We start from the raw sequence: 25,393 nt of genomic DNA, 5'->3' as shown, positions 1-25,393 counted from the left end.
TACCCCACACTGAGGTCATGGTGTCCGAGGAGTCGTGGAGCATCGGCGAGCTCGCCCGGCGGGCCGGTGTCAGCGTGAAGACCGTGCGGTACTACTCCGAGCGGGGCCTGCTGCCCGAGGCGGGGCGCAGCTCGGGCGGGCATCGCCGGTACGGGGCGGGGGCGCTCGACCGGCTCCTGCTGATCCGGTCCCTGCGCGGCCTCGATCTGCCCCTCCCGGAGGTCGAGCGGGTCCTCGCCCGTGACGAGGCCCTGGAGGAGGTCGTCGCGCGGCGGTTGCGGGAGCTGGGGTCACAACTGGCAGCGCTGCGCTGGCGCGAGGCCTCGCTGCGACTGCTGCGGGACGGCCCGCCCGGGGAGCGGGCGGAGCGGCTGCGGCTGATCGGTGCGGTGTCCGTGCCGCCCGACACGGCGGCCCTGGCCCGGTTCTGGCGCCGGATCCTGCCCGTACGGCTGCCGGCGCGGGTGGTGTCCTCGGTGGTCGACGCGGTGGTGCCGGGGATTCCTGCGGAGCCGTGCCCGGGGCAGGTGCTCGACTTCGCCCGGCTGCACGCGCTGGTGTCCGATCCGCGTGTCCACCTGCCCGGGGCGCGGCCGGCGCCGCCGCTGCCGGCCGGGGAGTACCGGCCGGCCGTGCTGTACGAGGGTCTGGCGGAGGCGTACGCCTTGGCATCCACGGAGCTGGCGGCGGGGCGGGCGCTGCGGGAGGGCACCGCGCTGGACTGCTTCGTCGGCGCGTACGCCCACGCACGGGGGACGGTGGACTCCCCCGGCTTCCGGCGCGGGCTGCTCCCGCTGCTCGCCCGGAGCGAGGGGCCCGTGATCACCCGGTACTGGAAGCTCGCGACCGGCTTGTTCGCCCCGGGCGAGCCGGTGCTCGGCGCGCTCCACCACCATCTCTCCGTCGCCCTGCGCGCGCAGGTGGAGGCCGGGGCCCGCTGACCTTCCCGCATGGTGGGCGGCCGGGCGTCCACGTGGTGGGCGGCGGGGTGGCGGAACTCCGCTCCGGCCTTGAATCGTCGCAGGTCAGAGCGGTACGTACGGGATGTCAGGTGGCGCAATACTGCCGCAACACCATCCGGCGCGGCCCGCCGCTACGTTCCTTGCCATGCCCGCCGAACCCGCTTCCGCCGCCCGTCCCGTCGCCGCCGCCCGCCGTCTGCGGCTGCGTGCGGACCGGGCGCGGCAGCTCGCCGACCTGCTGCGCCATCAGATCCTGGCGGGTGGCTTCCCCGGCGGGGTCCTGCCGCTGGAGGACGTCATCGCGGCCGACTACCGGGCCAGCCGGAACACCGTCCGGCAGGCGCTCGACCTGCTGCGCGGCGAGCAGATCGTCGAGCGGCAGCCGGGGGTCGGCACGGTGGTGGTGTGCGAGAAGTACCCGCACGGCCTGGACCGGCTCCAGGGCCTCGCCGAGACCCTGCGTGAGCACGGGCAGGTCACCAACGAGGTCCGGACGATGGGACCGGTCGGCGCGCCGGGGCCGGTGGCCCAACGTCTCGGGCTGCCGGAGCACACCGACGTGCTCTGCGTCGAGCGGCTGCGCCGGCTCAACGGGCTGCCGCTCTCCCTCGACCTGTCGTACCTCCCGATGGACATCGGCGGCGAACTCCTCGGCTGCGATCTGGAGAACACGGATGTCTTCCGGCTCCTGGAGCAGCTGACCGGCGGCCCGCTCGGGCACGCGGAGATCACCCTGGAGGCCGTCAACGCCGACGCGCACTCCGCCGCCGTGCTCCAGGCCCCGCGCGGGGCGGCCGTCCTGATGCTGGAGCGGCTGACGTGTCTGCCCGACGGGCGGCCGGTGGACCTGGAGTTCATCCGGTTCCGCGGCGACCGCATCACGATGGGCGGCATCCTGCGCCGCTCCCTCTGACCGCCCGCCCGGCCCCGGCCCCTGCCCCTGCCCCCCCCCGCTTCCCGGATCCTGCCCCCTCGGCCGGTCCCTCCCCTCTCCGCTCCTCCCCTCTCCTCCCCTCCCCGCCCACCCCTTTCCTGGAGACAGCCATGCCTCTGGTCCCCCAGCGCGCCGACGTGCCCGTGACCATCGACGAGTCGAAGTGCATCGACGGATGCACGCTCTGCGTCGACATGTGTCCGCTGGACTCGCTCGCGATCCGCGAGGAGGACGGCAAGGCGTACATGCACGTGGACGAGTGCTGGTACTGCGGCCCCTGCGCCGCCCGCTGCCCCACGGGCGCGGTCACCGTCAACATGCCCTATCTGCTCCGGTGAAAGGCCGAACACCCATGTCCCGAGGAAGACTTCCCCTGCTCCCCCACCGGACGGCCGGGCGGCTCGCCCTCCCCCTCGCCCTCCTCCTGCCCCTCGCCACCGCCTGCGGCGGGACCGGGGCCGCGGACTCGTCCGACGGGAAGACGGTCACCGTGACCGTCGGCTACCAGTCGAAGACCATCAACACCGTCACCGCCGGCACGCTGCTGCGCTCCCTCGGCTACTTCGAGGAGGAGCTCGCGCAGCGGGGCCGGAAGGACGGCCTGACCTACCGGGTGGTCTGGCAGGACTACGCGACCGGTGCGCCGATCACGGCGCAGATGACCGCGGGGAAGATCGACATCGGCTCGATGGGAGACTTCCCGCTGCTGATCAACGCGGCCCGCGGGAAGCAGCTCAAGGAGCCGACGCGGCTCGTCGCGGTCACCGGGTACAACCTGCGCGGCGGCCTCAACACCGTGGTCACCGCACCCGGTTCGCCGCTCGGGTCGCTGGCGGACCTGAAGGGCCGCAAGGTGTCCACCAGTGTCGGTTCGGCCGCCGACGGCACGCTCGTACGGGCGCTGCGGCGGGCCGGGCTCGACCCCGCGAAGGACGTCCGCAAGCTCAACCAGCAGCCGAGCGTGGGGGCTTCGGCCCTGGCGGCCGGAAGTGTCGACGCGCTGTCCCAGTTCGTCGCCTGGCCGGGCCTGCTCGCCTTCCAGGGGAAGGCGACGGCGCTGTACGACGGTGCCGAGCTGAACCTGCCGACCTTCCACGGGGTCACCGTCCGCGAGGAGTTCGCCCAGCGGCGTCCCGCCGTCCTCGACGCGTTCCTGCGGGCGCAGGACCGCGCCACGGACCATCTGCGCGAGCAGCCGGTCGCCGCGGCCGAGACGGTCGCCGAGGAGACCGGGCTGCCCGCCGAGGTGGTCTACCTCTACAACGGCGCCCAGGGCATCGCGACCTTCGACCCGGCGATCCGTCCCGAGCTGGTCGCCGCGCTCAAGGAGGACGTGCCGGTCCTCAGGGAGGCCGGACTGGTGGAGGACGTCGACGTGGACGCGTTCGTCGACCCGGCGCCGCTGCGCCGGGCCGTGCCGGACCTCGCGTACCCCAAGGCCGCCGGGCCCAGGTCCGAGCTGTGGCTGAAGGGCCGGAGCACGACCCGGACCTTCGACAGCCCCGCCGCGCTCCTCAAGGCCGTCAAGGGCGCCTCCGTGCGGGCCGCCTACGTACCGGACGCGGTGACCGGGACGCTCTGGTTCGCGGACCGGGCGGTGTGGGTCGCGGACGGCCCCGCGTGGCGGGCCTTCGTCACCCGCTCGGGCGCCGAGCGGTACGTCGCCGGGCACGCCGGCGCGCGCATCGTCCCGTACGCGGACGCCGTGAGGCTCGCGTCATGAGCGCGGGAAGCCACCGCACCGGCGCCACGAGCGCCGGCCGCCGGCTGGTCCGGGTGGCCTCCCCCCTCGCGGCCCTCGGACTCTGGCAGCTGCTGACCTCGTACGACGTCGACCTGTGGCTGCGGTTCGAGCAGTTCCCCACGGTCGTCGAGGTCGCCTCCGCCCTCGGGGACCGGATCGGCACCAAGGCGTACTGGCAGGACCTCGGCCACAGTCTGCGCCGGATCGCGGTCGGCTTCCTCCTCGCCGCCGTCCTCGGGGTGGCGGCCGGGACGGCCGTGGCCCGGTCCCGGTGGGCCGCCGACATCCTGGGGCCGCTGGTCGAGGTGGTGCGGCCGATCCCGGCCATCGCCCTGGTGCCGGTCGCGATCCTGCTGCTCCCCACCAACGAGCAGGGCATCGTCTTCATCACCTGCGCCGCGGCCCTCTTCCCCGTCCTCGTCTCGACCCGGCACGCCGTGCGCGCGCTGAACCCCGTGTGGGAGGAGGCGGTGCTCACCCTGGGCGGCGGCCGGGCGCGGGTGCTGTTCTCGGTGGTGCTGCCGGGCGCCCTGCCGGGGATCTTCGGCGGCCTGTCGGTGGGCATCGGCGTCTCGTGGATCTGTGTGATCTCGGCGGAGATGATCTCCGGCGAGTACGGGGTGGGCTACCGCACCTGGCAGGACTACACGGTCGTCGACTACCCCGGTGTCTTCGTCGGCATGGCCACGATCGGCGCCCTGGGCTGGCTCACCTCCACCGCGGTCGAGACGCTGGGCCGCCGGGTCACGGCGTGGCTGCCCCGCCCGACCGCCCGGGGCCCGGCGGGCGGCCCCGCGCGCGGGGCCAGCACCTCCGCGCCCGCCACTCCCGCGCCCCCGTCCGCTTCCGTGTCCGCCGTCAGCCGCCCCGAGAAGGAGCCGGTTCCATGAGCACCGTGAGCCCGTCCGCCGTGTCCGCGAAGCCGTCCGCGCCGACGGCACCCACGGCCTCCGCAGGTGCGGAGCTCGCCCTGCACGGCGTCCGCCTCGGCCACCCCGGCGGGGTCGCCGTGCCCGGCCCGCTCGACCTGCGGATCGCCCCCGGCGAACTGCTGACCGTGGTCGGCCCCTCGGGCTGCGGCAAGACGACCCTCCTGCGCACGCTCGCCGGTCTGCTGCCCCCGCTGGAGGGGCGGGTCACCCAGGACGGCGAGCCGGTCCGCCGGCCGGGCGCCGACCGGGCCCTGGTCTTCCAGCACGACGCGCTGCTGCCCTGGCGTTCGGTCCGCGCCAATGTCGAACTCCCCCTCGCCATCCGGCGGGTGCCCCGCGCCGAGCGGCGCCGCTCGGCCGAGGAGTGGCTGGAGCGGGTCGGGCTCGGCGGGCACGCCGGCAGGCTGCCGCACCAGCTGTCCGGCGGGCAGCGGCAGCGGGTCCAACTGGCCCGCGCCCTCGCGGCCCGCCCGCGGGCCGTCCTGATGGACGAGCCGTTCGGCGCGCTCGACGCCCACACCCGCGGCGGGATGCAGGACCTCCTGGTGGAGATCCTGCGCGGCACGGGCGCGACCGTCGTCTTCGTCACCCATGACGTCGACGAGGCGGTCCATCTCGGCGACCGGGTCGCCCTCTTCGCGACCGGCGACGTCCTGGACGTGCCGCATCCGCGCGTACGGGACGCCCGGCAGGCGCCGGACACGGCCGCGCTGCGCCGCCGCGTCCTCGACTCCCTCTGACGCGCGGCCCCGAGTCCCTCCGACGCGCGTCCTCGACTCCCTCCGACGCGCGTCCACGGACCCGCGCCCCGCGCACCCCCCGAACCCTCGAAAGGCGCCCCATGGAGAGCCCCGTCGTCCCCCTGACCGTGCCCGACCTCGCCGACGCGACCGAGCTGTCCTGCGACGTGCTCGTCATCGGCGGCGGCACCGCCGGCACGATGGCCGCGCTGACCGCCGCCGAGCGCGGGGCGAACGTCCTGCTCCTGGAGAAGGCGCACGTCCGGCACTCCGGCGCCCTCGCCATGGGCATGGACGGCGTCAACAACGCCGTCGTGCCGGGCCGCGCCGAGCCCGACGACTACGTCGCCGAGATCACCCGCGCCAACGACGGCCTGGTGGACCAGTCGACCGTCCGGCAGACGGCGACCCGCGGCTTCGGCATGGTCCAGCGCCTCGAGTCGTACGGGGTGAAGTTCGAGAAGGACGAGCACGGCGAGTACGCGGTCCGGCAGGTGCACCGGTCCGGTTCGTACGTGCTGCCGATGCCCGAGGGCAAGGACGTCAAGAAGGTCCTCTACCGGCAGTTGCGGCGGCGCGAGATGCGGGAGCGGATCCGGATCGAGAACCGGGTGATGCCGGTCCGGGTCCTCACCCACCCCGACGACGGCCGGGCCGTCGGCGCCGCCGGCCTCCACACCCGCACGGGCGAGTTCGTCGTCGTCCGGGCGGGCGCCGTGATCCTCGCCACCGGACCCTGCGGTCGCCTCGGCCTGCCCGCCTCCGGCTACCTGTACGGCACCTACGAGAACCCGACGAACGCCGGCGACGGGTACGCCATGGCGTACCACGCGGGTGCGGCGCTGACCGGGATCGAGTGCTTCCAGATCAACCCGCTCATCAAGGACTACAACGGCCCCGCCTGCGCCTACGTCGCCAACCCGTTCGGCGGCTACCAGGTGAACCGGCACGGCGAGCGGTTCGTGGAGTCGGACTACTGGTCGGGGCAGATGATGGCGGAGTTCGCGGCCGAACTCGCCTCGGACCGGGCCCCGGTGTACCTGAAGCTGAGCCATCTCCCCGAGGAGACCATCGACGCCGTCGAGTCGATCCTGCACACCACGGAGCGGCCCACCCGCGGCACCTTCCACGAGGGCCGCGGGCACGACTACCGGACCCATGACATCGAGATGCACATCTCGGAGATCGGCCTGTGCGGCGGCCATTCGGCGTCGGGGGTACGGGTGGACGCACACGCCCGGACGACCGTGCCGCGCCTGTACGCGGCCGGCGACCTGGCCTCCGTACCGCACAACTACATGATCGGCGCGTTCGTCTTCGGCGACCTGGCGGGGGCGGACGCCTCCCGGTACACGGCGTACGAGGGCGAGCTGGACCACGGGCAGCTCGCGGCCGCCCACGAGCTGGTCTACCGGCCGCTGCGGCATCCGGAGGGTCCGCCGCAGCCCCAGGTCGAGTACAAGCTGCGGAGGTTCGTCAACGACTACGTGGCTCCGCCGAAGACGGGCGCGAAACTCTCCCTGGCCGTCGAGGCGTTCGACCGGATGTCGGAGGAGATCGCCGGGATGGGGGCGCGCACGGCCCACGAACTGATGCGGTGCGCCGAGGTGTCGTTCATCCGGGACTGCGCCGAGATGGCCGCACGGGCCTCGCTCGCCCGCACCGAGTCGCGCTGGGGTCTCTACCACGAGCGGCTCGACCACCCCGGGCGGGACGACGCGGGCTGGCTGCACCACCTCGATCTGCGCAAGTCCCCTTCGGGGGCGATGGAGTTCACGGCGCGTCCGGTGGAGCCGTACCTGGTGCCGGTGCCCGAGTTCGCGCCGCCGGGCGGCCCCGAGCGGCACCTCGGCGAGGTGGAGCTGATCCCCGTCGCCACGGCCGGCCCCCGGGAGACAGCTCCGGCGGCGCGTCCGCCCTCGGACGCCCCGGCCCCGGTCGAGGCCCCGGCGGTCGCGCCGCCCCACCCGAGGCTGCTCCGGCTCCTGTCCCTCGTCGAGGAGTCCCCCGATCTCGCCGCGCTCACCCCCTACCTGGACGACCCGGACCCGGCCGTACGGGCCGCCGCCGTGACCGCGCTCGGGGAGACCGCGCCGGCCGGTACCGGCCCCGCGCTCGCGGCCCGGCTGCGGGACGACGCGCCGCTCGTCCGGGCCGCCGCCGCGGCCGCCCTGCGCGAGCTGGTCGAGGTGCTGCCCGCCGGGCCGGAGCTCGGCGCCGGTCTGCGGGAGGCGCTCGCCGTGCCGGACGCGGCCGTGCGGTCCGCCGCGCTGGAGGTCCTGCGGGCCCTGCGGCTCGGGGACGCCGGCCTGTACGGCGGGGCGCTCGCCGACGCGTCCGTCGAGGTACGGGTCCAGGCCGTCCGGGCGCTGGTCTCGGTGGACGCCGTCGCGGAACTGACGGCGGCGACCGCCGATCCGGCCCGCGAGGTCCGGGTCGCGGTGGCCAGGGGGCTGGCGGCGGTACGGAATCCGGCTCCGGAGCCGCTCGGGCCCCTGCTCGACGACCCCGACCCGCTGGTCCGGGGCGCCGCGCTCGCCGCGCTGGCCGGAACCGGCTGCCCGGCCGCCTACGCCGCGCGCGCCGAAGCCGCGCTCGGCGATCCCGCCTGGCAGGTCCGCTCGGGCGCCGCGACCGCGCTGCGGGCCGCCCCGGCGGACCCGGCCGTCCCCGCGCTCGCGAAGGCGCTCGCCGACGCGAACGCGGACGTCCGGAAGGCCGCCGTCCTCTCGCTCCTCGTCCACCGGGCCGACCCAGAGGCCCGTACGGCACTCGCCGGGGCGGCGGACGACCCCGACGCGGACGTGCGCGCCTACGCGGCCCGCGCGGCGCGCTGAGCCCCGGGCGGGGTCCCGGGGACGGCGGCCGTGTGGAGGTGCTGGGCGCGCGACCGGGCGGGCGGGGCGGCGGGAAGCGTCGCGGTGAGGGAGAAGCCGCAGGCGAGGGCGGTCCGGCACGAGCCCTCGTTGCCGACGGTGTGCACGAGTTCCGGCGTGCGTCCGGCGAAGGGGCCGTCCTCGTCCGCGACCCAGCGGGCGACGCGGGCCAGCGCCCGGGAGGCGATCCCGCGCCCGCGTGCCTCCGGCGCGGTCCAGTAGCCGACCCGTACGGCCGCACCTCCCGCACCGGTGACGGCGATGTGGCCGAGCGGCGCCGGGCGGCCCGCCGCCGTGTCCTCGACGATCGCGAAGGCCGCCCGCGTCCCGGCGGCCCAGCCCGCGCTCTGGGCGTCCACCCACACGCGTGCCTGCCCGGTCGTGTCCAGGTGGGTGGCGAGCCAGGCGCGCAGCTGCGGGTCGCGGTGATGGCGTACGAGCGGCTCGGCGTCTCCGTGCGTCCAGGGGCGCAGCAGGAGCGGCGGGGACGACGGAGCCGTTCCGTTCCCGGCGGTTTCACGGAGGCGGGGCTGCGGGCTGCTCATGATCCGGACGGTATCCCCCGCCGTCCTCGTCGGCGCACCCGGGCGTGTGGTGTTCGGCGGCACTCGGGTGAGTGCGCGCATGCGGGGCAGTGGACCGGGGAAGGGGCGCACGACGCACGCAGCGAGCAGGACGGAATCAGGAGGTGGTGCCGGTGTCGGGGCCGACGACCGGAGAGGTGGTGGGAGCGCCGTGCTGGCTGAGTCTGACCGCGCGGGATCTCGACGCGGCGGAGCGCTTCTACGGTGCCGTGCTGGGCTGGACGTTCCGGCGGGACGACGGCGGGGACCGGGAGTACGCGGTCGGCCGGCTCGACGACCAGCCCGTGGCCGTGATCGCCGCGGTGGCGGCCGAGCTGTCCGTACGGGTGGCCTGGACGGCGTTCTTCACGGTGGACGACGTGGACCAGGCGGTGGCACGGATCCGCGAGCGCGGCGGCACGGTCGGCGTGGGGCCCGTCGGCTATCCGCCGCACGGCCGGGCGGCGCTCGCCGCCGACCGCGAGGGCGCGGCGTTCGGTGTCTGGGAGGGGCGGACGGGGAACCGTCTGCACCTCGGCATGCGGTCGGCGCCGGCCTGGCTGGAACTGCACACCCGGGACGCGTTCGAGGCGGCGGTGTTCTACGGGGAGGTGCTGCGCTGGGCGGACGAGGCGCCCGCCGGCTTCGAGGTCTCGTACGAGCAGGACAAGGTGGTGCTGCGCCGGGACGGCGAGGCGGTGGCCCGGCTGAACAGCGGGCCGGTGGAGTCCGGATCACCCCGGCCCCAGCTGCGTCCCCGCTGGCTGGTGCGGTTCCGGGTGCCGGATCCCGAGGCGGCCGCGGTGGCGGTGGTGGCGTACGGCGGGACCGTCGTGCCCGGCGGCGACTGGGGCGGGGTGCGCGGTCCCGAGGACCCGGGTGGACGCCGGGTGGTGGTGGTCCGGGACCCGGAGGGCGCGCTGTTCGGCCTGGAGGCGGCGGGCGACGACAAGGACTGACCGGACGGCCGGGACCGGCGGGGCGGATCCTGATCGGAAGGGCGGTCGGGACCGGCCGTGCGGGCTGGGACCGGAACGGCTGCCGGGCCCGGAGGGCGGTGCGGGCCGGGGAGGCAACCCCGGCCCGCACCGCCCCTCGTGCGAGCATTCCGCTCAGGCGGCGGCCTCGGTGGCGGTGCGCGGCGCGGCCCCCGGTTCCGTGTCCGCCGGGTCGCCGAGCGGCGCGGCGGCGTGCCGGCTCGGGATGAACGCGGCGACGACCGCGGCCACCAGGCCGACCCCGCAGCCGATGAGCATGGCGACGCGGAAGCCGTTCTCGGACGGCAGCGCGTGGCCGCCCAGGGTGGTGGTCATCTGGGCGAGGACGACACCGATCACCGCGGCGGAGACGGAGGTGCCGATGGACCGCATCAGGGTGTTGAAGCTGTTGGCGGAGGCGGTCTCCTCCTGCGGGACGGCGCCCATGATGAGCGCGGGCATGGCCCCGTAGGCGAGTCCCACACCGGTGTTGCAGATGAGGGTCACGACGAGCAGGCCGACGGTGGTGCCCATCAGGGCGAGCGAGGACCCGTAGCCGACGGCGATGACGAGGGCGCCGACCGAGAGCGTGACCTTGGGACCGCGGGCGGCCGAGAGCTTGGCGCCGAGGGGCGCGAGGACCATCATCATCAGGCCCGCCGGGGCCATCCAGAGGCCCATGGCCATCATCGACTGGCCCAGACCGTAACCGGTCGCCTCGGGCAACTGGAAGAGCTGCGGAACGACCAGGGACTGCGCGTACATCGCGAATCCGACCAGGACCGACGCCAGGTTGGTCATGAGGACGACCGGGCGCGCGGTGACCCGCAGGTCGACGAGGGGGTCACGGGTCCGCAGCTCCCACCGGCCCCAGGCGAGCAGGACGACCACCGCGACGGCGAAGAGGCCGAGGGTGGTGCCGCTGCCCCAGCCCCAGGTCGCGCCCTTGGAGACGGCGAGCAGCAGGGCGACGAGCCCGACGCCGAGGCCGAGCGCTCCGGGTACGTCGAAGCGGCCGGGCGCGGCGGCGCGGCGTCCCGCGGGGGCGACGCGCCAGATCAGGAGGCCGACCACGACGCTGAGCGCGGCGGCGACCCAGAAGAGGACCCGCCAGCTGGCGTTCTCGGCGACGGCCGCGGAGAACGGCAGGCCGAGGGCGCCGCCGACGCCCATGGAGGCGCTCATGAGGGCGATGGAGCCGCCCAGCTTCTCGGGCGGGAGGATGTCGCGCAGCAGGCTGATGCCGAGCGGGACCACGCCCATGCCGAGGCCCTGGAGACCGCGGCCGACGATCATCGGGACGACGGAGGAGGCGAGCGCGCAGACCACCGAGCCGATGACCAGCGGGATCACGGAGACGAGGAGGACCCGCCGCTTGCCGAGGGTGTCGCCGAGCCGGCCGGCCACCGGGGTGGCGACGGCGCCCGCGAGCAGAGTCGCGGTGATCACCCAGGAGGCGTTGGACGCGCTGGTGTCGAGCAGCCTGGGGAGGTCGCCGATGAGCGGCACCACCAGGGTCTGCATGAGTGCGGCCACGATGCCCGCGAGCGCGAGGACGCCGACGACGCCTCCGGGTCGGGCGTCGGGCTTGGTGCCGTCCACGTGTTCTCCCTCGATCGTCCACGGCGGTCGTCCGCCATGGCTCCATATGCATAGTGCACATTAATGGTGTCATACACAAGACATGCATGATGCATAATCGATCACGGCGAGGGACAATGGGCTCATGGACAAGCCCGAGGACAAACCCCTTCACCTGGTCGAGTTCGAGACCATGCTGCTCGGTCGGCACGCCCATCTGTACGCGCCCCGCTCGCGGGCGGCCGGCGGCCACCTGGACCGCAGCGCGTACGTCCTGCTCAGCCGCATCCGCATGCACGGGCCGATGTCCATCGGGCAGCTCAGCGAGGCCTTCGGACTGGACGCCTCCACCCTCAACCGGCAGACCGCGGCGATGCTGCGCGCCGGCGTCGTGGAGCGGATCTCCGACCCGGACGGCGGGATCGCCCGCAAGTTCCGCATCACGGAGGAGGGCGAGCGACGCCTGGAGGCGGACCGGAACTCGAACATCGAGGGGCTCGACCGGGTCATGGAGACCTGGTCGCCGGAGGACGTGGCCCGCTTCGCGGCCTTCCTCGAACGCTTCAACCGGGACATCGAGCGCCTCGAAGGCCGTCCCTGGCCGCGCCCCTGACGGGACGACCCCGAACCCGCCCCCGACGGGCCGGCGCCGCGGCAGCGGCGGACCGGCCGTGACGCTTCGTCACACCCCCGTCCGCTCCCGGCGATCGAGCGTCGCGAGGGCCGTGTTGACCACGACGACCACGGCGAAGGCGGTCGCCCAGCCGGGCCGCTCCAGGGCGGCCAGCGCCGCCGCCGCGGCACCGAAAACCAGCGCCTTCACGGCCAGAACACCCGCCAACGGCACCCGGAACCGGGCCTTCGGGGCGGCGAAGAGCCCCCACAGGACGGCGGCCGCCCCGGGCGCCGCGACGGCGATCAGGAGGCGCGGAGCGATCGACCCCGCGCTCTCCCACCCCCACCAGGCGAGTACGGCGAGGGCCGCCAACTCCAGCAGAAACGCCAGCACTTCGTTGAGCGGGTGCAGCGGTCCCGGCAGCTTCATCGATCGCCTTCCCTCGTCACCGGCGTGACCCTTCCAGGCGATCACCTCTCCACACTTCCACACCTCCGGACTTCGCCAGAACCCTTTACGACGGGGAGAGGCGGCGATACGTTCCGGCCACGCAAGACGTTTCAGCAACTTTCCGACAGCGTTTCCAGAAGGCTTCGCCCTCCCGCCCGGGGCAGAGCTCTGCCCGGTGACGCGCCGTCCTGCCTGGAGATCCGGATGACACGCACCCGCGGACTGACCCGTACGCGCGGACTGAACCGTACGTACGGACGCCCGCCCCTCAGACCGTTCGCCGCCCTGGCGGTCGCCGCCGGCCTCCTCGGCCCGGTGGCCGCACCGTCCGGGGGACCCGCCCCCGACGCCGGCCCGCGCACGGCCCCGGTCGCCGCCACGGCCGAGAACACCGCCACGGTCTTCTACTGGACGAAGACCAGGAACTGGGCGCAGTACAAGCTCCATTGGGCCCCGGACGGCGGCTCCTGGACCACGGTCCCGGGCGTCGCCATGGAAGCCGCCTGTACGGACTGGGTGAAGAAGACGGTCAGCCTCGGCACGGCCACCGGCCTTCAGGCGACCTTCACGAACGGCACCGGCACCTGGGACAACAACGGCGGCAGGAACTACGCCCTCGGCACCGGGTCCCTCACCGTCAAGGACGGGGTGATCGCCCACTCCGACCCCTGCGCCGGAACCGGGCCCGAGCCGACGCCGACACCGACGCCGGGCGCGAAGGCCACCGTCTACTTCTCGACCGAGGCGCTGGGCTGGTCGACGGCCAACATCCACTACCAGCCGGCCGGTGGCGCCTGGACCGCGGTGCCCGGCGTCGGCATGCAGTCCGCCTGCGCCGGCTGGTGGAAGCGGGAGGTCGACCTCGGCACGGCCGCCTCCCTCAAGGCCGCCTTCAACAACGGCAACGGCACCTGGGACAACAACGGCGGCGCCGACTACACGATCGGCCCGGGCCTCAGCACCGTGCGGAACAACGCGGTGACGGCGAACGCGTCCGACCCCTGCGCCGCGGAGGTCCCCGACACCCAGGCCCCGACCGCCCCCGCGAAGGTCACCGCCGCCGCGGACGGCGTCTCGGTCCTGCTCACCTGGGACCCCGCCTCCGACGACAAGGGGGTGACGAAGTACCAGGTCACACGGGTCGGCGGCAGCGGCGGAACCGTCGTCACCGATGTCGGCTCCACCGTGTTCTCGGACACCCGCCTCGCCGAGCGGACCGCGTACACGTACACCGTGCGGGCCGTGGACGCGGCGGGCAACGTCTCCGCCGCCTCGGCTCCCGCGACCGCCACCACCGGGGACGCGCCGGCCACCCCCGCCACCGGCAGGCCCCTCGGCACCGACCCGCGCGAAGACCCCATCTACTTCGTCCTCACGGCCCGCTTCAACGACGGCGACCCCTCGAACAACCGCGGCGGGAGCCAGCACACCAAGTCGGGCAACGCCGCCAACGACGACCCCATGTTCCGGGGCGACTTCAAGGGGCTCATCCAGAAGCTGGACTACGTCAAGGGCCTCGGGTTCTCGGCGATCTGGGTGACCCCGGTGGTCCTCAACCGGTCCGACTACGACTACCACGGGTACCACGGCTACGACTTCTACAAGGTCGACCCCCGTCTGGAGTCGGCCGGCGCCTCCTACCAGGACCTGATCGACGCCGCCCACGCCAAGGGCATGAAGATCTACCAGGACGTCGTGTACAACCACTCCTCGCGCTGGGGCGCCAAGGGACTCTTCACGCCCACCGTGTACGGCGTGCGGGACAGCCAGTGGAGCTGGTACTACGACGAGAAGCAGCCCGGCTTCGAGTACGACGGCCTGACGATCGACGCCAAGACCGGCAAGTCGTACTACAACGGCGACCTGTGGTCGACGGCCGAGCCGGCCGGGAACACCTGCCTCAACTGGGGCAGGCCCACCGGGGGCAAGAGCGCCGAGGGCTACACGGTCTACAACTGCCAGTGGCCGAGCCCGACGTCCGGGATGTTCCCCAAGGCGCTCTACCACCAGTGCTGGATCGGCAACTGGGAGGGCGAGGACTCCCGTTCGTGCTGGCTGCACGAGGACCTGGCCGACTTCGACACCGAGAACCCGGCCGTCCAGAACTACCTCATCGGCGCGTACGACAAGTACATCGACATGGGCGTCGACGGCTTCCGCGTCGACACCGCCGTGCACATCCCGCGCACCACCTGGAACCGCCGCTTCCTGCCGGCCATCCAGGAGCGGGTGACGCGGAGCCACGGCGCCGAGGCCGCGAAGAACTTCTTCGTCTTCGGCGAGGTCGCCGCCTTCGTGAACGACAAGTGGAACCGCGGCTCGGTGAACCACTCGGCGCAGTTCTTCACCTGGAAGGAGCGCAAGGAGTACGACGCGGACGACGCGAAGGCCGCCCTGGAGATGTACGCCTACGAGCAGCAGCAGGGCACGGGCGCCCAGCCCTCCTCCACCAACGCCTTCCTGGAGGGGAACAGCTACCACACCCCCGACCACAGCCGCTTCTCGGGCATGAACGTCATCGACATGCGCATGCACATGAACTTCGGTGACGCGTCCAACGCCTTCTCCAACGGCAAGGACTCGGACGACAGTTACAACGACGCCACCTACAACGTCGTCTACGTCGACAGCCACGACTACGGCCCCAACAAGTCGAGCGAGCGGTACACCGGCGGCACCGACGCCTGGGCCGAGAACATGTCCCTGATGTGGACCTTCCGCGGCATCCCCACGCTGTACTACGGCTCCGAGATCGAGTTCCAGAAGGGTGCGAAGATCGACTGCGGGCCGTCCTGCCCGCTGGCCACCACCGGCCGCGCGTACTTCGGCGACCATGTCGCCGGCTCGGTCACGGCCTCGGACTTCTCCCAGGTCTCCGCCGCGTCCGGAGCGGTCGCCACGACGCTCCAACAGCCCCTGGTGAAGCATGTGCAGCGGCTGAACCAGATCCGCCGGGCGATCCCCGCGCTCCAGAGGGGCCAGTACTCGACGGAGGGCATCTCGGGCGGGATGGCGTTCAAGCGCCGCTACACCAGCGGAACCACGGACAGCTTCGCCCTGGTCACGGTCTCGGGCAGTGCCACCTACACGGGCATCCCGAACGGCACGTACACCGACGCGGTGACCGGCGACGTGAAGACCGTCTCCGGCGGCACGCTCTCGGTCGGCGCACCGGGCAAGGGCAACCTGCGGGTGTACGTCCTGAACGGCCCCGGCCGGATCGGCACGGCGGGGCCGTACCTGAAGTAGCCCTCGAGACCTGAAGTAGCCCTCGAGGCCGGACAGGCGCACGAGTCCGGGCGACGGCAGCGGCGCACGACCGGTGAGAGCCGGCCCTTTCCCCGGGCCGGCTCTCGTCACCCCAGCGGCGTGCGGTGCAGGTTGATGAGCAGGCGCCAGATCTGGTGGGCGATCCGGTCGGAGTCGCCCTCCACGAGGCCGTGCAGCCAGTCGGCGAGGACACCGGCGAAGGTGGCGGCCACGGCCGAGGCGATCAGCTCGGGCTCGGGGGCGCCCGCCAGGCTGCGCTCGTGGAAGCTGCGGGCCCGCAGGTCCTCGTGGAGCACGCGGCCGAGCGGTCCGCCGCCGCCCGGCCGCAGCAGGGCGCGGTAGAGGCCCGCGTGCGGGGCGAGTGCGGCGAGGAAGTCGAGCAGCGCGGGGGGCGGGGAGGCCGGGTCGGGGGTGCCGCGCCAGGCGTGCAGGGCGTCCACCGCGTCGCGGACCACATCGGCGCAGGCGTCGACGGCGAGCGCCTCCAGATCGGCGTAGTGGACGTAGAAGGTGGCACGGCCGACGCCGGCCCGGCGCACGAGCGTGGCGATGGTGACGTCGGCCAGCGGGCGCTCGGCGCACTCGTCGAGGAGGGCCCGGCGGAGCTTGCCCCGGGTCCTGGCCGCCCGGGGGTCTCCCGGTGTCGCGGTCACGGCCGGGTCACCGGCTCAGCAGGACGGCGCCGAGGGCGAGCGCTCCCGGGAGCGCCTGGGCGACCAGGATGCGGCGGTTGGCGGTGGCACCGCCGTACAGGCCGGCGATGACCACGCAGGCGAGAAAGAACACCTGGACCCGGAACCCGGTCGGGTCGTCGGCGACGAGGCCCCAGACGAGTCCGGCGGCGAGGAAGCCGTTGTAGAGGCCCTGGTTCGCGGCGAGCGGCGCCGTGGCGCGGGCCATGTCGGCGTCGAAGCCGGAGAGTCCGCGCCCCGGCTTCTTCTCCCACAGGAACATCTCCAGAACCAGGATGTACACGTGCAGCGCGGCCACCAGGGCCACCAGCACGTTCGCCGTCGTCTCCACCGTCGTCTCCTCCGCTTTCACCTGACCCGGATTTCCTGGACAGGTGTCCACCATACATGGACAGTCGTCCAGGAAGTCGCCTCGCTCGGTCAACAGTGCGTAACACGAACAGGCTTCTCGGACTGAACGCTTCCTTCCGCCTCGCGACTCTGGGATCTTGCGTCCACCCCACACATCACAGGGCCCGGCGGGCGCCACCCGCGCCACCGGGTCATCGGAGGACGCATTGTTTTCCCTCATATCCAGCCGGTTGAGAACGTCGGCCATGGCCGCCGCGGCGCTCGGTACGACCGTGGCGCTCGCCGCTCCCGCGGGATTCGCCCAGGCAGCACCGACCGACACGGAGCCCGTCGCGGCCCGTTCGGCGGGGGCGACGCAGAGCACCGGCACGACGGCACCGGCAGCGGCTCCGGCCGCCTGGGCCGCGGGCACCCGCGCGTACCTGGTGATCACCGCCCCCGACGGCACCTCGGCGGTCAGCGGAGCGGTCACGAGCAACGGCGGTTCGGTCTTCGCCGCGTACGACGCGATCGGCGTGATCGTGGCGCACTCGACGTCCGCGTCGTTCGCCTCGGCGATGCGCAGCGTCGGCGGAGTCCAGCAGGTCGGTGCGACCCGCACCTCCGACGTCCCCGCCGACGCCTACAACCCGGCCCTCCCGGCCAACCCGTCGCAGTCGGCGACGACCCTCACGGAGTCGAACCGCTGGGACATGACGCAGATCAAGGCCGAGCAGGCCTGGGCGGTCACCACCGGCTCGGCGACGGTCAAGGTCGGCGTCCTGGACACCGGCGTCGACGACCAGCACCAGGACATCGCGCCCAACTTCAACGCCGCCGACTCGGCCTCCTGCGCCTACGGCAAGGCGGACACGCGCACGGGCGCCTGGCGTGACGTCGGCACCCACGGCACGCACGTCGCGGGCACGATCGCGGCCGCCAAGAACGGCAAGGGCGTCATCGGCGTCGCGCCCGGCGTGAAGATCTCCTCCGTCCGCATCGCGGAGCCGACCAGCAGCCTGTTCTTCGCGGAGAACACGATCTGCGGCTTCATGTGGGCCGGTGACCACGGCTTCAAGGTCACCAACAACAGCTACTACACGGACCCGTGGCAGTTCAACTGCCCGGACAACCTGGACCAGGCCGCCATCATCGAGGGTGTCCGCCGGGCTCAGGTGTACGCCGAGGGCAAGGGCTCGCTCCAGGTGGCCGCCGCCGGCAACTCCAACTACGACCTGGCGAACAAGACGACCGACTCCGAGAGCCCCAACGACTCGACCCCGGTCACCCGCACCATCACCAACGCCTGCCTCGACATCCCGACGGAGCTTCCGGGCGTCGTGACGGTCGCCTCGCAGGCCAGCGGCGGCGCCAAGGCCTCGTACTCGAACTTCGGCAACGGCGTGATCGACATCGCCGCGCCGGGCGGCGACGGCTCCACCCAGGTGTACTCGACGCTGCCGGGCGGCAAGTACGGCAACATGAGCGGCACCTCGATGGCCTCCCCGCACGTGGCGGGCGTCGCGGCGCTGATCGCGAGCACCAACCCGACCTTCACCCCGGCGCAGATCCGGGACCAGCTGGGCGTCCAGGCCACGGACCGCGCGTGCCCCTCGGACACCCGCTGCAAGGGCACCACGACCAAGAACGGCTTCTTCGGTGAGGGCGCGGTCGACGCCCTGAAGGCCGTCGGGGGCAGCACCCCGCCGCCCGGCGCGTACTTCGAGAACCTCACCGATGTGACGATCGCCGACAACGCGACGGTCGAGAGTCCGATCACGGTCAGCGGCGTGACGGGCAACGCCCCGGCCACGCTCAAGGTGGGCGTGGACATCAAGCACACCTACATCGGTGACCTGAAGGTGGACCTGGTGGCCCCGGACGGCACCGTGTACACGGTCCACAACCGGACCGGCAGCGGTACGGACAACATCGTCCAGACCTTCACGGTCAACGCCTCGGCGGAGGTCGCGAACGGGGTCTGGAAGCTCCGGGTCAACGACAACGCCAGCCAGGACACGGGCAAGATCGACGCCTGGAACCTGACCTTCTGACGCGGAAGGCACCGCCCCTCCGCACGACCCTCTGACGGGGGCCGGAACCCACTGGGTTCCGGCCCCCGTTCGCGTGCCCGCGGGAAAAAGTCCGTACCGGGGGGTAGGCCTGCCCCCGAGCCTTGCTATACGTTCCGTCTAACAAGCTTGCTAGACGCTCAGTCTAATAAGTGTCCGAGCCGCCGATCACGCGATCCAAGGAGCCGCACCATGGCACACAGCACCGTTCGCCCGGAGAACGAGGGTCAGTTCGACAGCTCCACGGCCGAGCGGCTGCTCCGGTCGGCCGCGAAGCTGTCGTACGACCCCGCCGTCGAGGTCGACTGGGACACCCCCCTCGACAAGGACTTCCACGGCCAGAGCCCCGAGTGGAACTCCCTCTACGGGACGGCCTACTGGAACGAGATGACCGAGGAGCAGCGCAAGGAGCTGACCCGGCAGGAGACCGCGTCGGTCGCCAGCACCGGCATCTGGTTCGAGATGATCCTCCAGCAGATGGTGCTCCGCGACATCTACCGCATGGACCACACCGACCCCCGGTTCCAGTGGGCCCTCACCGAGATCGCCGACGAGTGCCGGCACTCGATCATGTTCGCCCGGGGCTCCCAGAAGCTCGGCGCCCCCGCGTACCGCCCCAAGCGCGCCGTCCTCGAACTCGGACGCTTCATGAAGACCGTCGGCTTCGGCGAGGCCGCGTACGCCGGAATCCTCGTCGCCGAGGAGGTCCTCGACGTGATGCAGCGCGACTGGATGCGCGACGAGCGGGTCGTCCCCTTCGTCCGCACCATCAGCAACATCCATGTCGTCGAGGAGTCCCGGCACATGAAGTTCGCCCGGGACGAGACGCGCCGCGCGCTCGCCCGCGCGAGCAGGGCCCGCCGGCACTTCCAGGCACTCGTCGTCGCCATCGCCGCGTACTACATCATCACCAGCCTGGTGAACCCGGAGGTCTACGTGCGGGCCGGACTCGACCCCGAGCGGGCCCGTCGCGAGGCGGCCGCCAACGAGCACTACAAGGCGCAGCTGCGCGCCAGTTGCTCCGGACTGATGGAGTTCCTGGCCGACGTCGGGATGCTGACCCGGCCCGCGCTCTTCTTCTACCAGCGCGCCCACCTCGTCTGACCCCTCCGAGCCGAGCAGAGCAGAGCCGACGACATGACCTACGCGATCACCCAGACCTGCTGCAACGACGCGACCTGCGTCGCCGTCTGCCCGGTCAACTGCATCCACCCCACGCCCGAGGAGCCGGACTTCGGCACCACGGAGATGCTGTACATCGATCCCCAGACCTGCATCGACTGCGGAGCCTGCGCCGACGCCTGCCCCGTCGACGCGATCTTCCCGGCGGACCGGCTCACCGGACGGCTCCGGGAGTACGAGGCCGTCAACGCCGGCTACTACGCGGACCGGACGCCCGAACCGGCACTCGCCTCGCCCAACTTCCACCCCTGGAGCGAGCCCTCGTTCCCCCGCTCCCTGCCGGCCGACTTCGCCCCGCTGCGGATCGCGGTCGTCGGCACCGGCCCCGCGGGCATGTACGCCGCGGAGGACCTCCTCCTGCACACCAGCGCCGAGGTCACCCTGATCGACCGGCTGCCCGTGGCCGGCGGACTCCTCCGGTACGGCGTCGCACCCGACCACCCGGCGACCAAGGGAGCCGCGGAGACCTTCGCCCGCTTCCACACCCACCCCCGGGTCCGGATGCGGCTGGGAGTGGACATCGGCAAGGAGGTCACCGTCGAGGAACTCGCCGCGCACCACGACGCGGTGGTCTACGCGGTGGGCGCGCCCTCCGACCGCCGGCTCGGCATCCCCGGCGAGGACCTGCCCGGCAGCGTCTCGGCGACCTCCGTCGTCTCCTGGTACAACGCGCACCCCGAGACCGGCGCGGACGCCGTCCCGCTCACCGCCGAGCGGGTCGTGGTCGTCGGCAACGGCAACGTGGCCCTCGACGTGGCCCGGATCCTCCTCACCGATCCCGACGCCCTCGCCGGCACGGACATCGCCGACCACGCCCTCGCCGCCCTGCGCGGCACGGCCGTGCGCGAGGTGGTGCTGCTCGGCCGCCGGGGCCCCGAGGAAGCGGCGTACACGAGCCCCGAGCTGCTCGCCCTGAAGCACCTCCCGGGCGTGGACCTGGTCGTCGACGACCGGGACCCGCGCACCGGGGCGGGCGTGGACGCGGCGGCGGACGGGTCGAAGGCCGCGCTGCTGCGGGGCGTCACGCGGGAGACGGTGGACTGGACGCGGGCCCCGGCACCCGGCCGGCGCCGGATCGTGCTCCGCTTCCACTCCGCCCCCGTCGAGGCCGTCGGCACCGACGCCGTCCGCGCGGTCCGGGTCACCGAGGACGGATCGCCGTCCGGTACGGAGATCCGGGCGGGGCTCCTCGTCCGGGCGATCGGCTACCGCGGGGTCCCGCTGGCCGGGCTGCCCTTCGACGAGGCGACCGGCACGGTGCCGCACGAGGCGGGGCGGGTGTCCGGGCTGCCCGGCGGCTATGTCGTCGGCTGGATCAAGCGCGGGCCGACCGGTGGCATCGGAGCCAACCGGGCCTGCGCGGAGGAGACCGTCGGGACGCTGCTCGCGGACGCGGTCGCCGGTGCGCTGCCGAAGCCGACGGGCACGGCCCAGGAGTTCCGCCGGCTGGCGCGGAGGCGCAGCCGCCATCTCGTCGACGCGCGCGGTCTCGCGGCCATCGACAGGACCGAGCGGGCGAAGGGGCGGGACGCGGGTCGCCCGCGGGTCAAGCTCGCCACGGTGCAGGAGCTCGTCGCGGCGGCGCGGAGCGGTCGCCCGCGCCTGAGAGTCCTGAAGGCCTGAAGAGGTGAGGGCCCGAGGAGGTGCGGGCGTGAAGGTCCGGACGGGAGACTCGCGGGCCTGAGGGATCCGGGGGTCCGGCCCGGGACGGCGGGCCGGCGATCCGTCGCGACGGGGGACGTCAGGCCACGAGGTCCAGGGCCTGGCGGACCACGATCGCGTTGAGCCGGACCGCGAACGGCACGACGTCCGTCAGCTCCAGGGCGACGGCCTGCGCCTTGGGCAGCTCGACGGTCACGTCGATGCAGAAGGCCAGGGCGTACATGTGCTCCCCGGTCTCCTCGTCCTGCAGGGCGAAGAACACGTCCCGGTAGAACCGGGTCCGCTCCCCCGACTCCTCGTAGAAGGAGAGACCGGGCTGTCCCTCCTGCGCGGCGAGGCCGGTGAAGGCCTGGACGAGCTCCCGCTCGACGGTGGCCCAGAACCCGGCCTCCGCGCACTCCGGCGGAAGCGCCTGCCGGACGGCCTCCTTGAGCGAGAGGACCATGACGAGCACGGGGGCGTACTCCTGGAGCCCCCAGCCCCGCACCATCTTCACCACGGTGCTGTCCGGGACGGCCGCCGCGGCCTCCCGTATCGCCTCGAAGTCGAAGTTGACGGTCGCCGGAGCGATCGCCTCCTGGAACACCCGGTCGATGGACCGGGCCTGCGCGAGATGATCCGGTCCCACCTCGACGACGGTCCTGAAACTGGCGGCCAAAGCTCCTCCTGCGTGATCTCGATGATCAGGAGGGGTCAGTATGCCGAGCACCCGCCCGCGGGAGCGGGCCGCGTCCGCCGTACGGACGCCGTACGGACGCCTTGGGGACGTAGTACGAGCGTCGTACGGAGGGGGCGGCGTCGCCTCAGGACCGCTTGCGGGGCTTCCCGCCGGTCCGGCCCCGGCCGGAGCCTCCGGCGCCGCCGGGCTTCCGGGCCGCCGGCTTGCCCGCCGTACGCGCACCGGCACCGGGCTTCCCTGACCGGCCGCCGGGCTTGGCGCCGGACTTCCGCTCCTTCTGGTCCTTCGGCTGCTTCTGGCCCTTCTGGGCCTCGGCGCGGCGGCCCCGGGTGCTGTTCACCGTGCGGCCGCGCACGATGCCGATGAACTCCTCCACCAGGTCGGGCGCCTCGTCCGCGGCCTGCCAGGACAGGGCGACCCGCGACTGCGGGACCTCGACGAGCGTCCGGTAGGTGAGGTCTTTGCGGTGGTGCAGCCGGGCGAGCGACTGCGGAACGGCGAGCACGCCGACGCCCGCCGCGACCAGCTCGATCGCGTCGGCGGTCGTCGCGGGGCGCTCGTTCGCCGGGAGGCCGGGCAGCCGCTCCCAGTCGAGGGTGTCGTCGAGCGGGTGCAGGACGAGCTCCTCGGCGAGGTCCTCGACCGTGACCTCCTCCGCCGCCGCGAGCAGGTGGTCCTTGGGGACGACGACGACCGTCGTCTCCGTGTAGAGCGGGATGGCGCTCAGATCGTCCCGGTCGACGGGGAGCCGGACCAGACCGGCGTCGGCCGCGCCCTCCCGGAGGGCACCGAAGGCTTCGGCGGGCGTCAGGGCGAGCAGGGTGAGGGGGACGTCGGGCAGGCGCTCGTTCCACACCCGCACCCACTTCGAGGGCGTCACTCCGGGCACGTAGGCGAGCCTGAAGGAGGAAGGGGAGGAGGAGGGGAATGAGGGGGAATCCGCGGGGGAAGCGTCCGAGCCTGTCACTCCGCCAGGTTACCGGTAGCTGCCGTGGTCGGAACTCGCCCGCACGCTCGATACCCTTGACACCATGACGTCGCACCAGAGCACCCAGACGATGAAGCCCGCCACCGCGGCGAAGAAGCTGGGTGTGTACCTCGAGGCCACCCCCGCAGAGTTCCAGGAGGGTGTCGTCTCGCGCACCGAGCTGAGCGAGCTCCAGGCCGATCCCCCGGCCTGGCTCCAGGAGCTCCGGAAGAACGGTCCGCACCCCCGCCCCGTGGTCGCGCAGCGGCTCGGCATCTCCATCGCCGGTCTCGCCCGCGGTGGCATCACCGACCCGCTCACCACGGAGCAGATCGAGGAGCTCCGGCAGGAGCTCCCCGAGTGGCTGAAGAAGGAGCGCGCCACCCAGGCGGAGGTCCGCAAGGAGACCGTCCGCATCAAGGAGCGCGACGCCGAGCGGGCCGCGCGCCGCGCGCAGGGCGCCTGATCGCCGCACCGCCGACAGGGCGCTCGACCGCCCCACCGCCGGACCGGTCCCGATGGTTCTCGCCTTCGGACCGGTCCGGTGCCGTTCTCCCGCCGGGTGGGGCGTGACCGGCCCTGACCGGTGTGGCGCACGTCCGGCCGCGGGAGTCATTCCCCCATGAGTGACACGAACACCGCGTCCGAGCCGCCGGTCGTCGTCGGCGTGGACGGGTCCGAGCACAGTCTCCGGGCCCTCGCCTGGGCCCTCAGCGCCGCCGAGCACCTGGAGACGCCCCTGGTCGTCGCCCATGTGCGCTCCGACGCCCTGCAGCTCGGCGCCGCCCGCATCGCCTCCCTCGGTCCGTCCCCCGAGCTGCCCGACGCGGTCATGGACGGGGTACGGAAGGCCGTCGAGGAGCGCGGGCACGACATGCCCGTCCGGTACGAGTCCCTCGACGGCTCCGTGACCGACGCCCTGCCGGCGGCCGCCCGGGGCGCGCGGCTCCTGGTGACCGGTTCCCGCGGGCACGGCGGCTTCGCGAGCCTCCTGCTCGGCTCGACCAGCCGTACGCTCGCGGCGACGGCGCCCTGCCCGCTCGTGGTCGTGCCGCACGAGGCACGGGCGGCCGCCCTGGAGGGCGGGGCGGGGGCGGGCCGGGTGCTGCTCGGTCTGCACCCGGAGGAGACGCCGGACGAGGTGGTGGCCTTCGCGTTCGAGGCGGCGCACCACCGGGGCGCGCCGTTGGAGGCCGTGACGGCCTTCCGGCCGCCGCCGCAGCCGGCCGGCCCGGTCGTGGCCCCCGCCCCGGCGCTCCAGGTGCCGCCGACGCTGCCCCTCGCGGACGATACGGAGGCGTTCGTGCGGGAGGCCGACCGGGAGCAGGAGGAGCGGCTGCGGCCCTTCGTCGCGCGCCGGCCGGAGGTCGAGCTGGTCCGGACGGTGGTGCCGGCGGACGCGGCGGGACTCCTGGTGGAGGGCTCGCGGGATGCCGGTCTGCTGGTGGTGGGCCGGCACCACCGGCATCGGTTCGGCTCGCTGCTGGTCGGCTCGGTCGCCCACGCGGTGCTGCACCACGCGCACTGTCCCGTCGCGGTGGTTCCGCCGGTGGCCCCGGGCTGACGGATCCGTCTCCGCTCCGTGTCCGCTGCGTCTCCGCCGGGTCCGCGACCGCGTTGTGGCGTGGGGAACGCTGCTGGTAGAAGGGGTGCCATGAGTACCGCCGACGGGGCCTCAGCGGCCCAGCGCAATGTCCAGCCGCCGCCCGCCCAGGCCTCGCTCGGCGCGGGGGTCGTGGTGACCGACGAGGCCGGACGGGTGCTGCTCGGGCTGCACCGCTCCGGGGTGTGGGAGCTGCCGGGCGGGAAGGTCGAGCCGGGCGAGTCCGTGGAGGACGCGGCGGTCCGCGAGCTGGCCGAGGAGACGGCGCTCGTCGCGGACGCCGCGGACGTGGAGGTCATCGGGCTGGTCCTGGACTCGATCACCTCCGCGCTGATGACGCGGATGACCGCGGCGACGGCGGTACGGGTCTTCCGGGGCGTGCCCGCGGTGGCGGAGCCGGACACGATCGAGCGCTGGGAGTGGACGGACCCGGACCGGCTGCCGGAGGCGTTGTTCCTGCCGTCCGCCCAGGTGCTGCGGATGTGGCGGCCGGAGCTGCCGCTGCCGGACGGACCGTTCCACCGCTACACGCTCGGCCGGCTGCCGGGCTGACCTCGGCGG

At 73.4% G+C, this 25,393-nt stretch carries 23 protein-coding genes; 16 read left to right on the top strand and 7 right to left on the bottom strand.

The features are described from left to right. Positions 1–17 precede the first annotated feature (17 nt). The 7 genes from AMK27_RS10095 (at position 18) to AMK27_RS10065 (ending at position 8,149) form a co-directional block, all read left to right on the top strand. A complete protein-coding gene (locus AMK27_RS10095; protein WP_073904852.1) occupies positions 18–941 on the top strand; it encodes a MerR family transcriptional regulator in 924 nt (307 codons plus the stop codon). A 166-nt stretch (positions 942–1,107) separates the two neighbouring features. Further along, complete coding sequence (locus tag AMK27_RS10090; RefSeq protein WP_073904850.1) at positions 1,108–1,875, top strand: GntR family transcriptional regulator; 768 nt, start codon at positions 1,108–1,110, stop codon at positions 1,873–1,875. Positions 1,876–2,006: 131 nt separating this feature from the next. After that, positions 2,007–2,234, top strand: coding sequence for a 4Fe-4S dicluster domain-containing protein (locus tag AMK27_RS10085; protein ID WP_030313017.1), 228 nt, complete (start codon positions 2,007–2,009; stop codon positions 2,232–2,234). A 14-nt stretch (positions 2,235–2,248) separates the two neighbouring features. Beyond that, positions 2,249–3,619 (top strand): ABC transporter substrate-binding protein, encoded by a 1,371-nt coding sequence (locus AMK27_RS10080; protein WP_079188326.1) that lies wholly within the window; start codon positions 2,249–2,251, stop codon positions 3,617–3,619. Further along, positions 3,616–4,530 (top strand): ABC transporter permease, encoded by a 915-nt coding sequence (locus AMK27_RS10075; protein WP_073904849.1) that lies wholly within the window; start codon positions 3,616–3,618, stop codon positions 4,528–4,530. Before AMK27_RS10080 ends, AMK27_RS10075 begins: the two co-directional genes overlap by 4 nt. Next, on the top strand, positions 4,527–5,312 hold the full coding sequence (locus AMK27_RS10070) for an ABC transporter ATP-binding protein (RefSeq protein WP_198955832.1): 786 nt from the start codon (positions 4,527–4,529) through the stop codon (positions 5,310–5,312). The genes AMK27_RS10075 and AMK27_RS10070 overlap by 4 nt, the downstream gene beginning before the upstream one ends. Before the next feature lie 101 nt (positions 5,313–5,413). Then, a complete protein-coding gene (locus AMK27_RS10065; RefSeq protein WP_198955831.1) occupies positions 5,414–8,149 on the top strand; it encodes a fumarate reductase/succinate dehydrogenase flavoprotein subunit in 2,736 nt (911 codons plus the stop codon). Here AMK27_RS10065 and AMK27_RS10060 read toward each other — a convergent pair. After that, positions 8,125–8,733, bottom strand: coding sequence for a GNAT family N-acetyltransferase (locus AMK27_RS10060; protein WP_073904847.1), 609 nt, complete (start codon positions 8,731–8,733; stop codon positions 8,125–8,127). The two genes, AMK27_RS10065 and AMK27_RS10060, sit on opposite strands and share 25 nt — an antisense overlap. 143 nt (positions 8,734–8,876) lie before the next feature. Between AMK27_RS10060 and AMK27_RS10055 the strand changes: the two genes are divergently transcribed. Beyond that, positions 8,877–9,710 (top strand): VOC family protein, encoded by an 834-nt coding sequence (locus AMK27_RS10055; protein ID WP_073904846.1) that lies wholly within the window; start codon positions 8,877–8,879, stop codon positions 9,708–9,710. 153 nt (positions 9,711–9,863) lie between these two features. Here AMK27_RS10055 and AMK27_RS10050 read toward each other — a convergent pair whose 3' ends face one another. After that, the gene (locus AMK27_RS10050) at positions 9,864–11,330 is read right to left on the bottom strand and encodes an MFS transporter (protein WP_073904844.1); all 1,467 of its coding nucleotides are present in this window, start codon (positions 11,328–11,330) and stop codon (positions 9,864–9,866) included. A 124-nt stretch (positions 11,331–11,454) separates the two neighbouring features. Between AMK27_RS10050 and AMK27_RS10045 the strand changes: the two genes are divergently transcribed. Continuing rightward, positions 11,455–11,922 (top strand): MarR family winged helix-turn-helix transcriptional regulator, encoded by a 468-nt coding sequence (locus AMK27_RS10045; RefSeq protein ID WP_073904843.1) that lies wholly within the window; start codon positions 11,455–11,457, stop codon positions 11,920–11,922. 69 nt (positions 11,923–11,991) lie between these two features. On the opposite strand, the gene AMK27_RS10040 is transcribed toward AMK27_RS10045, so the two are convergent. Then, a complete protein-coding gene (locus AMK27_RS10040) occupies positions 11,992–12,354 on the bottom strand; it encodes a YrdB family protein (RefSeq protein ID WP_073905945.1) in 363 nt (120 codons plus the stop codon). A gap of 225 nt (positions 12,355–12,579) precedes the next feature. Between AMK27_RS10040 and AMK27_RS10035 the strand changes: the two genes are divergently transcribed. Beyond that, positions 12,580–15,624, top strand: a complete 3,045-nt coding sequence (locus tag AMK27_RS10035; RefSeq protein ID WP_241847404.1) for a carbohydrate binding domain-containing protein — start codon at positions 12,580–12,582, stop codon at positions 15,622–15,624. 107 nt (positions 15,625–15,731) lie between these two features. Here AMK27_RS10035 and AMK27_RS10030 read toward each other — a convergent pair whose 3' ends face one another. Both AMK27_RS10030 and AMK27_RS10025 read right to left on the bottom strand, forming a co-directional pair. Then, a complete protein-coding gene (locus AMK27_RS10030; RefSeq protein WP_073904841.1) occupies positions 15,732–16,298 on the bottom strand; it encodes a TetR/AcrR family transcriptional regulator in 567 nt (188 codons plus the stop codon). A 7-nt stretch (positions 16,299–16,305) separates the two neighbouring features. Next, the gene (locus tag AMK27_RS10025) at positions 16,306–16,668 is read right to left on the bottom strand and encodes a DUF1304 domain-containing protein (RefSeq protein WP_073905940.1); all 363 of its coding nucleotides are present in this window, start codon (positions 16,666–16,668) and stop codon (positions 16,306–16,308) included. A 265-nt stretch (positions 16,669–16,933) separates the two neighbouring features. Between AMK27_RS10025 and AMK27_RS10020 the strand changes: the two genes are divergently transcribed. From AMK27_RS10020 to AMK27_RS10010, 3 genes are all read left to right on the top strand, one after another. After that, complete coding sequence (locus tag AMK27_RS10020; protein WP_073904840.1) at positions 16,934–18,721, top strand: S8 family peptidase; 1,788 nt, start codon at positions 16,934–16,936, stop codon at positions 18,719–18,721. A 210-nt stretch (positions 18,722–18,931) separates the two neighbouring features. Then, complete coding sequence (locus AMK27_RS10015; RefSeq protein ID WP_073904838.1) at positions 18,932–19,843, top strand: AurF N-oxygenase family protein; 912 nt, start codon at positions 18,932–18,934, stop codon at positions 19,841–19,843. 33 nt (positions 19,844–19,876) lie between these two features. Then, on the top strand, positions 19,877–21,544 hold the full coding sequence (locus AMK27_RS10010) for an FAD-dependent oxidoreductase (protein ID WP_073904837.1): 1,668 nt from the start codon (positions 19,877–19,879) through the stop codon (positions 21,542–21,544). Positions 21,545–21,662: 118 nt separating this feature from the next. Here AMK27_RS10010 and AMK27_RS10005 read toward each other — a convergent pair whose 3' ends face one another. Both AMK27_RS10005 and AMK27_RS10000 read right to left on the bottom strand, forming a co-directional pair. Beyond that, the gene (locus tag AMK27_RS10005) at positions 21,663–22,241 is read right to left on the bottom strand and encodes a Type-2Aa cytolytic delta-endotoxin (protein ID WP_073904835.1); all 579 of its coding nucleotides are present in this window, start codon (positions 22,239–22,241) and stop codon (positions 21,663–21,665) included. 145 nt (positions 22,242–22,386) lie between these two features. Beyond that, a complete protein-coding gene (locus tag AMK27_RS10000; protein WP_073904834.1) occupies positions 22,387–23,229 on the bottom strand; it encodes a LysR family substrate-binding domain-containing protein in 843 nt (280 codons plus the stop codon). 64 nt (positions 23,230–23,293) lie between these two features. On the opposite strand from AMK27_RS10000, the gene AMK27_RS09995 reads away from it, so the two are divergent. The 3 genes from AMK27_RS09995 to AMK27_RS09985 all read left to right on the top strand — a co-directional run bounded on the left by AMK27_RS09995 (position 23,294) and on the right by AMK27_RS09985 (position 25,384). Next, positions 23,294–23,695, top strand: coding sequence for a DUF5997 family protein (locus tag AMK27_RS09995; RefSeq protein ID WP_073904832.1), 402 nt, complete (start codon positions 23,294–23,296; stop codon positions 23,693–23,695). 156 nt (positions 23,696–23,851) lie between these two features. After that, positions 23,852–24,793: a universal stress protein gene (locus AMK27_RS09990; RefSeq protein WP_073904831.1), complete on the top strand. Its 942-nt coding sequence runs from the start codon at positions 23,852–23,854 to the stop codon at positions 24,791–24,793. Between the two features lie 90 nt (positions 24,794–24,883). Continuing rightward, the gene (locus tag AMK27_RS09985) at positions 24,884–25,384 is read left to right on the top strand and encodes a nucleotide triphosphate diphosphatase NUDT15 (RefSeq protein ID WP_073904829.1); all 501 of its coding nucleotides are present in this window, start codon (positions 24,884–24,886) and stop codon (positions 25,382–25,384) included. Positions 25,385–25,393 lie beyond the last annotated feature (9 nt).

It is taken from the genome of Streptomyces sp. CB02009, assembly GCF_001905825.1.
Classification (GTDB): Bacteria; Actinomycetota; Actinomycetes; order Streptomycetales; family Streptomycetaceae; genus Streptomyces.
Note: the sequence above shows the minus strand (reverse complement) of the source record. Positions and strands in the feature narration are given on the sequence as shown.

Excerpts from the sequence above, each read along its gene's own strand:
- AMK27_RS10065 (WP_198955831.1), top strand. The coding sequence starts at position 5,414 with ATGGAGAGCCCCGTCGTCCCCCTGACCGTGCCCGACCTCGCCGACGCG.
- AMK27_RS10015 (WP_073904838.1), top strand. The coding sequence starts at position 18,932 with ATGGCACACAGCACCGTTCGCCCGGAGAACGAGGGTCAGTTCGACAGC.
- AMK27_RS10090 (WP_073904850.1), top strand. The coding sequence starts at position 1,108 with ATGCCCGCCGAACCCGCTTCCGCCGCCCGTCCCGTCGCCGCCGCCCGC.
- AMK27_RS09990 (WP_073904831.1), top strand. The coding sequence starts at position 23,852 with ATGAGTGACACGAACACCGCGTCCGAGCCGCCGGTCGTCGTCGGCGTG.
- AMK27_RS10075 (WP_073904849.1), top strand. The coding sequence starts at position 3,616 with ATGAGCGCGGGAAGCCACCGCACCGGCGCCACGAGCGCCGGCCGCCGG.
- AMK27_RS09995 (WP_073904832.1), top strand. The coding sequence starts at position 23,294 with ATGACGTCGCACCAGAGCACCCAGACGATGAAGCCCGCCACCGCGGCG.
- AMK27_RS10060 (WP_073904847.1), bottom strand. The coding sequence starts at position 8,733 with ATGAGCAGCCCGCAGCCCCGCCTCCGTGAAACCGCCGGGAACGGAACG.
- AMK27_RS10020 (WP_073904840.1), top strand. The coding sequence starts at position 16,934 with ATGGCCGCCGCGGCGCTCGGTACGACCGTGGCGCTCGCCGCTCCCGCG.
- AMK27_RS09985 (WP_073904829.1), top strand. The coding sequence starts at position 24,884 with ATGAGTACCGCCGACGGGGCCTCAGCGGCCCAGCGCAATGTCCAGCCG.
- AMK27_RS10070 (WP_198955832.1), top strand. The coding sequence starts at position 4,527 with ATGAGCACCGTGAGCCCGTCCGCCGTGTCCGCGAAGCCGTCCGCGCCG.
- AMK27_RS10035 (WP_241847404.1), top strand. The coding sequence starts at position 12,580 with ATGACACGCACCCGCGGACTGACCCGTACGCGCGGACTGAACCGTACG.
- AMK27_RS10010 (WP_073904837.1), top strand. The coding sequence starts at position 19,877 with ATGACCTACGCGATCACCCAGACCTGCTGCAACGACGCGACCTGCGTC.
- AMK27_RS10085 (WP_030313017.1), top strand. The coding sequence starts at position 2,007 with ATGCCTCTGGTCCCCCAGCGCGCCGACGTGCCCGTGACCATCGACGAG.
- AMK27_RS10095 (WP_073904852.1), top strand. The coding sequence starts at position 18 with ATGGTGTCCGAGGAGTCGTGGAGCATCGGCGAGCTCGCCCGGCGGGCC.
- AMK27_RS10040 (WP_073905945.1), bottom strand. The coding sequence starts at position 12,354 with ATGAAGCTGCCGGGACCGCTGCACCCGCTCAACGAAGTGCTGGCGTTT.
- AMK27_RS10045 (WP_073904843.1), top strand. The coding sequence starts at position 11,455 with ATGGACAAGCCCGAGGACAAACCCCTTCACCTGGTCGAGTTCGAGACC.
- AMK27_RS10080 (WP_079188326.1), top strand. The coding sequence starts at position 2,249 with ATGTCCCGAGGAAGACTTCCCCTGCTCCCCCACCGGACGGCCGGGCGG.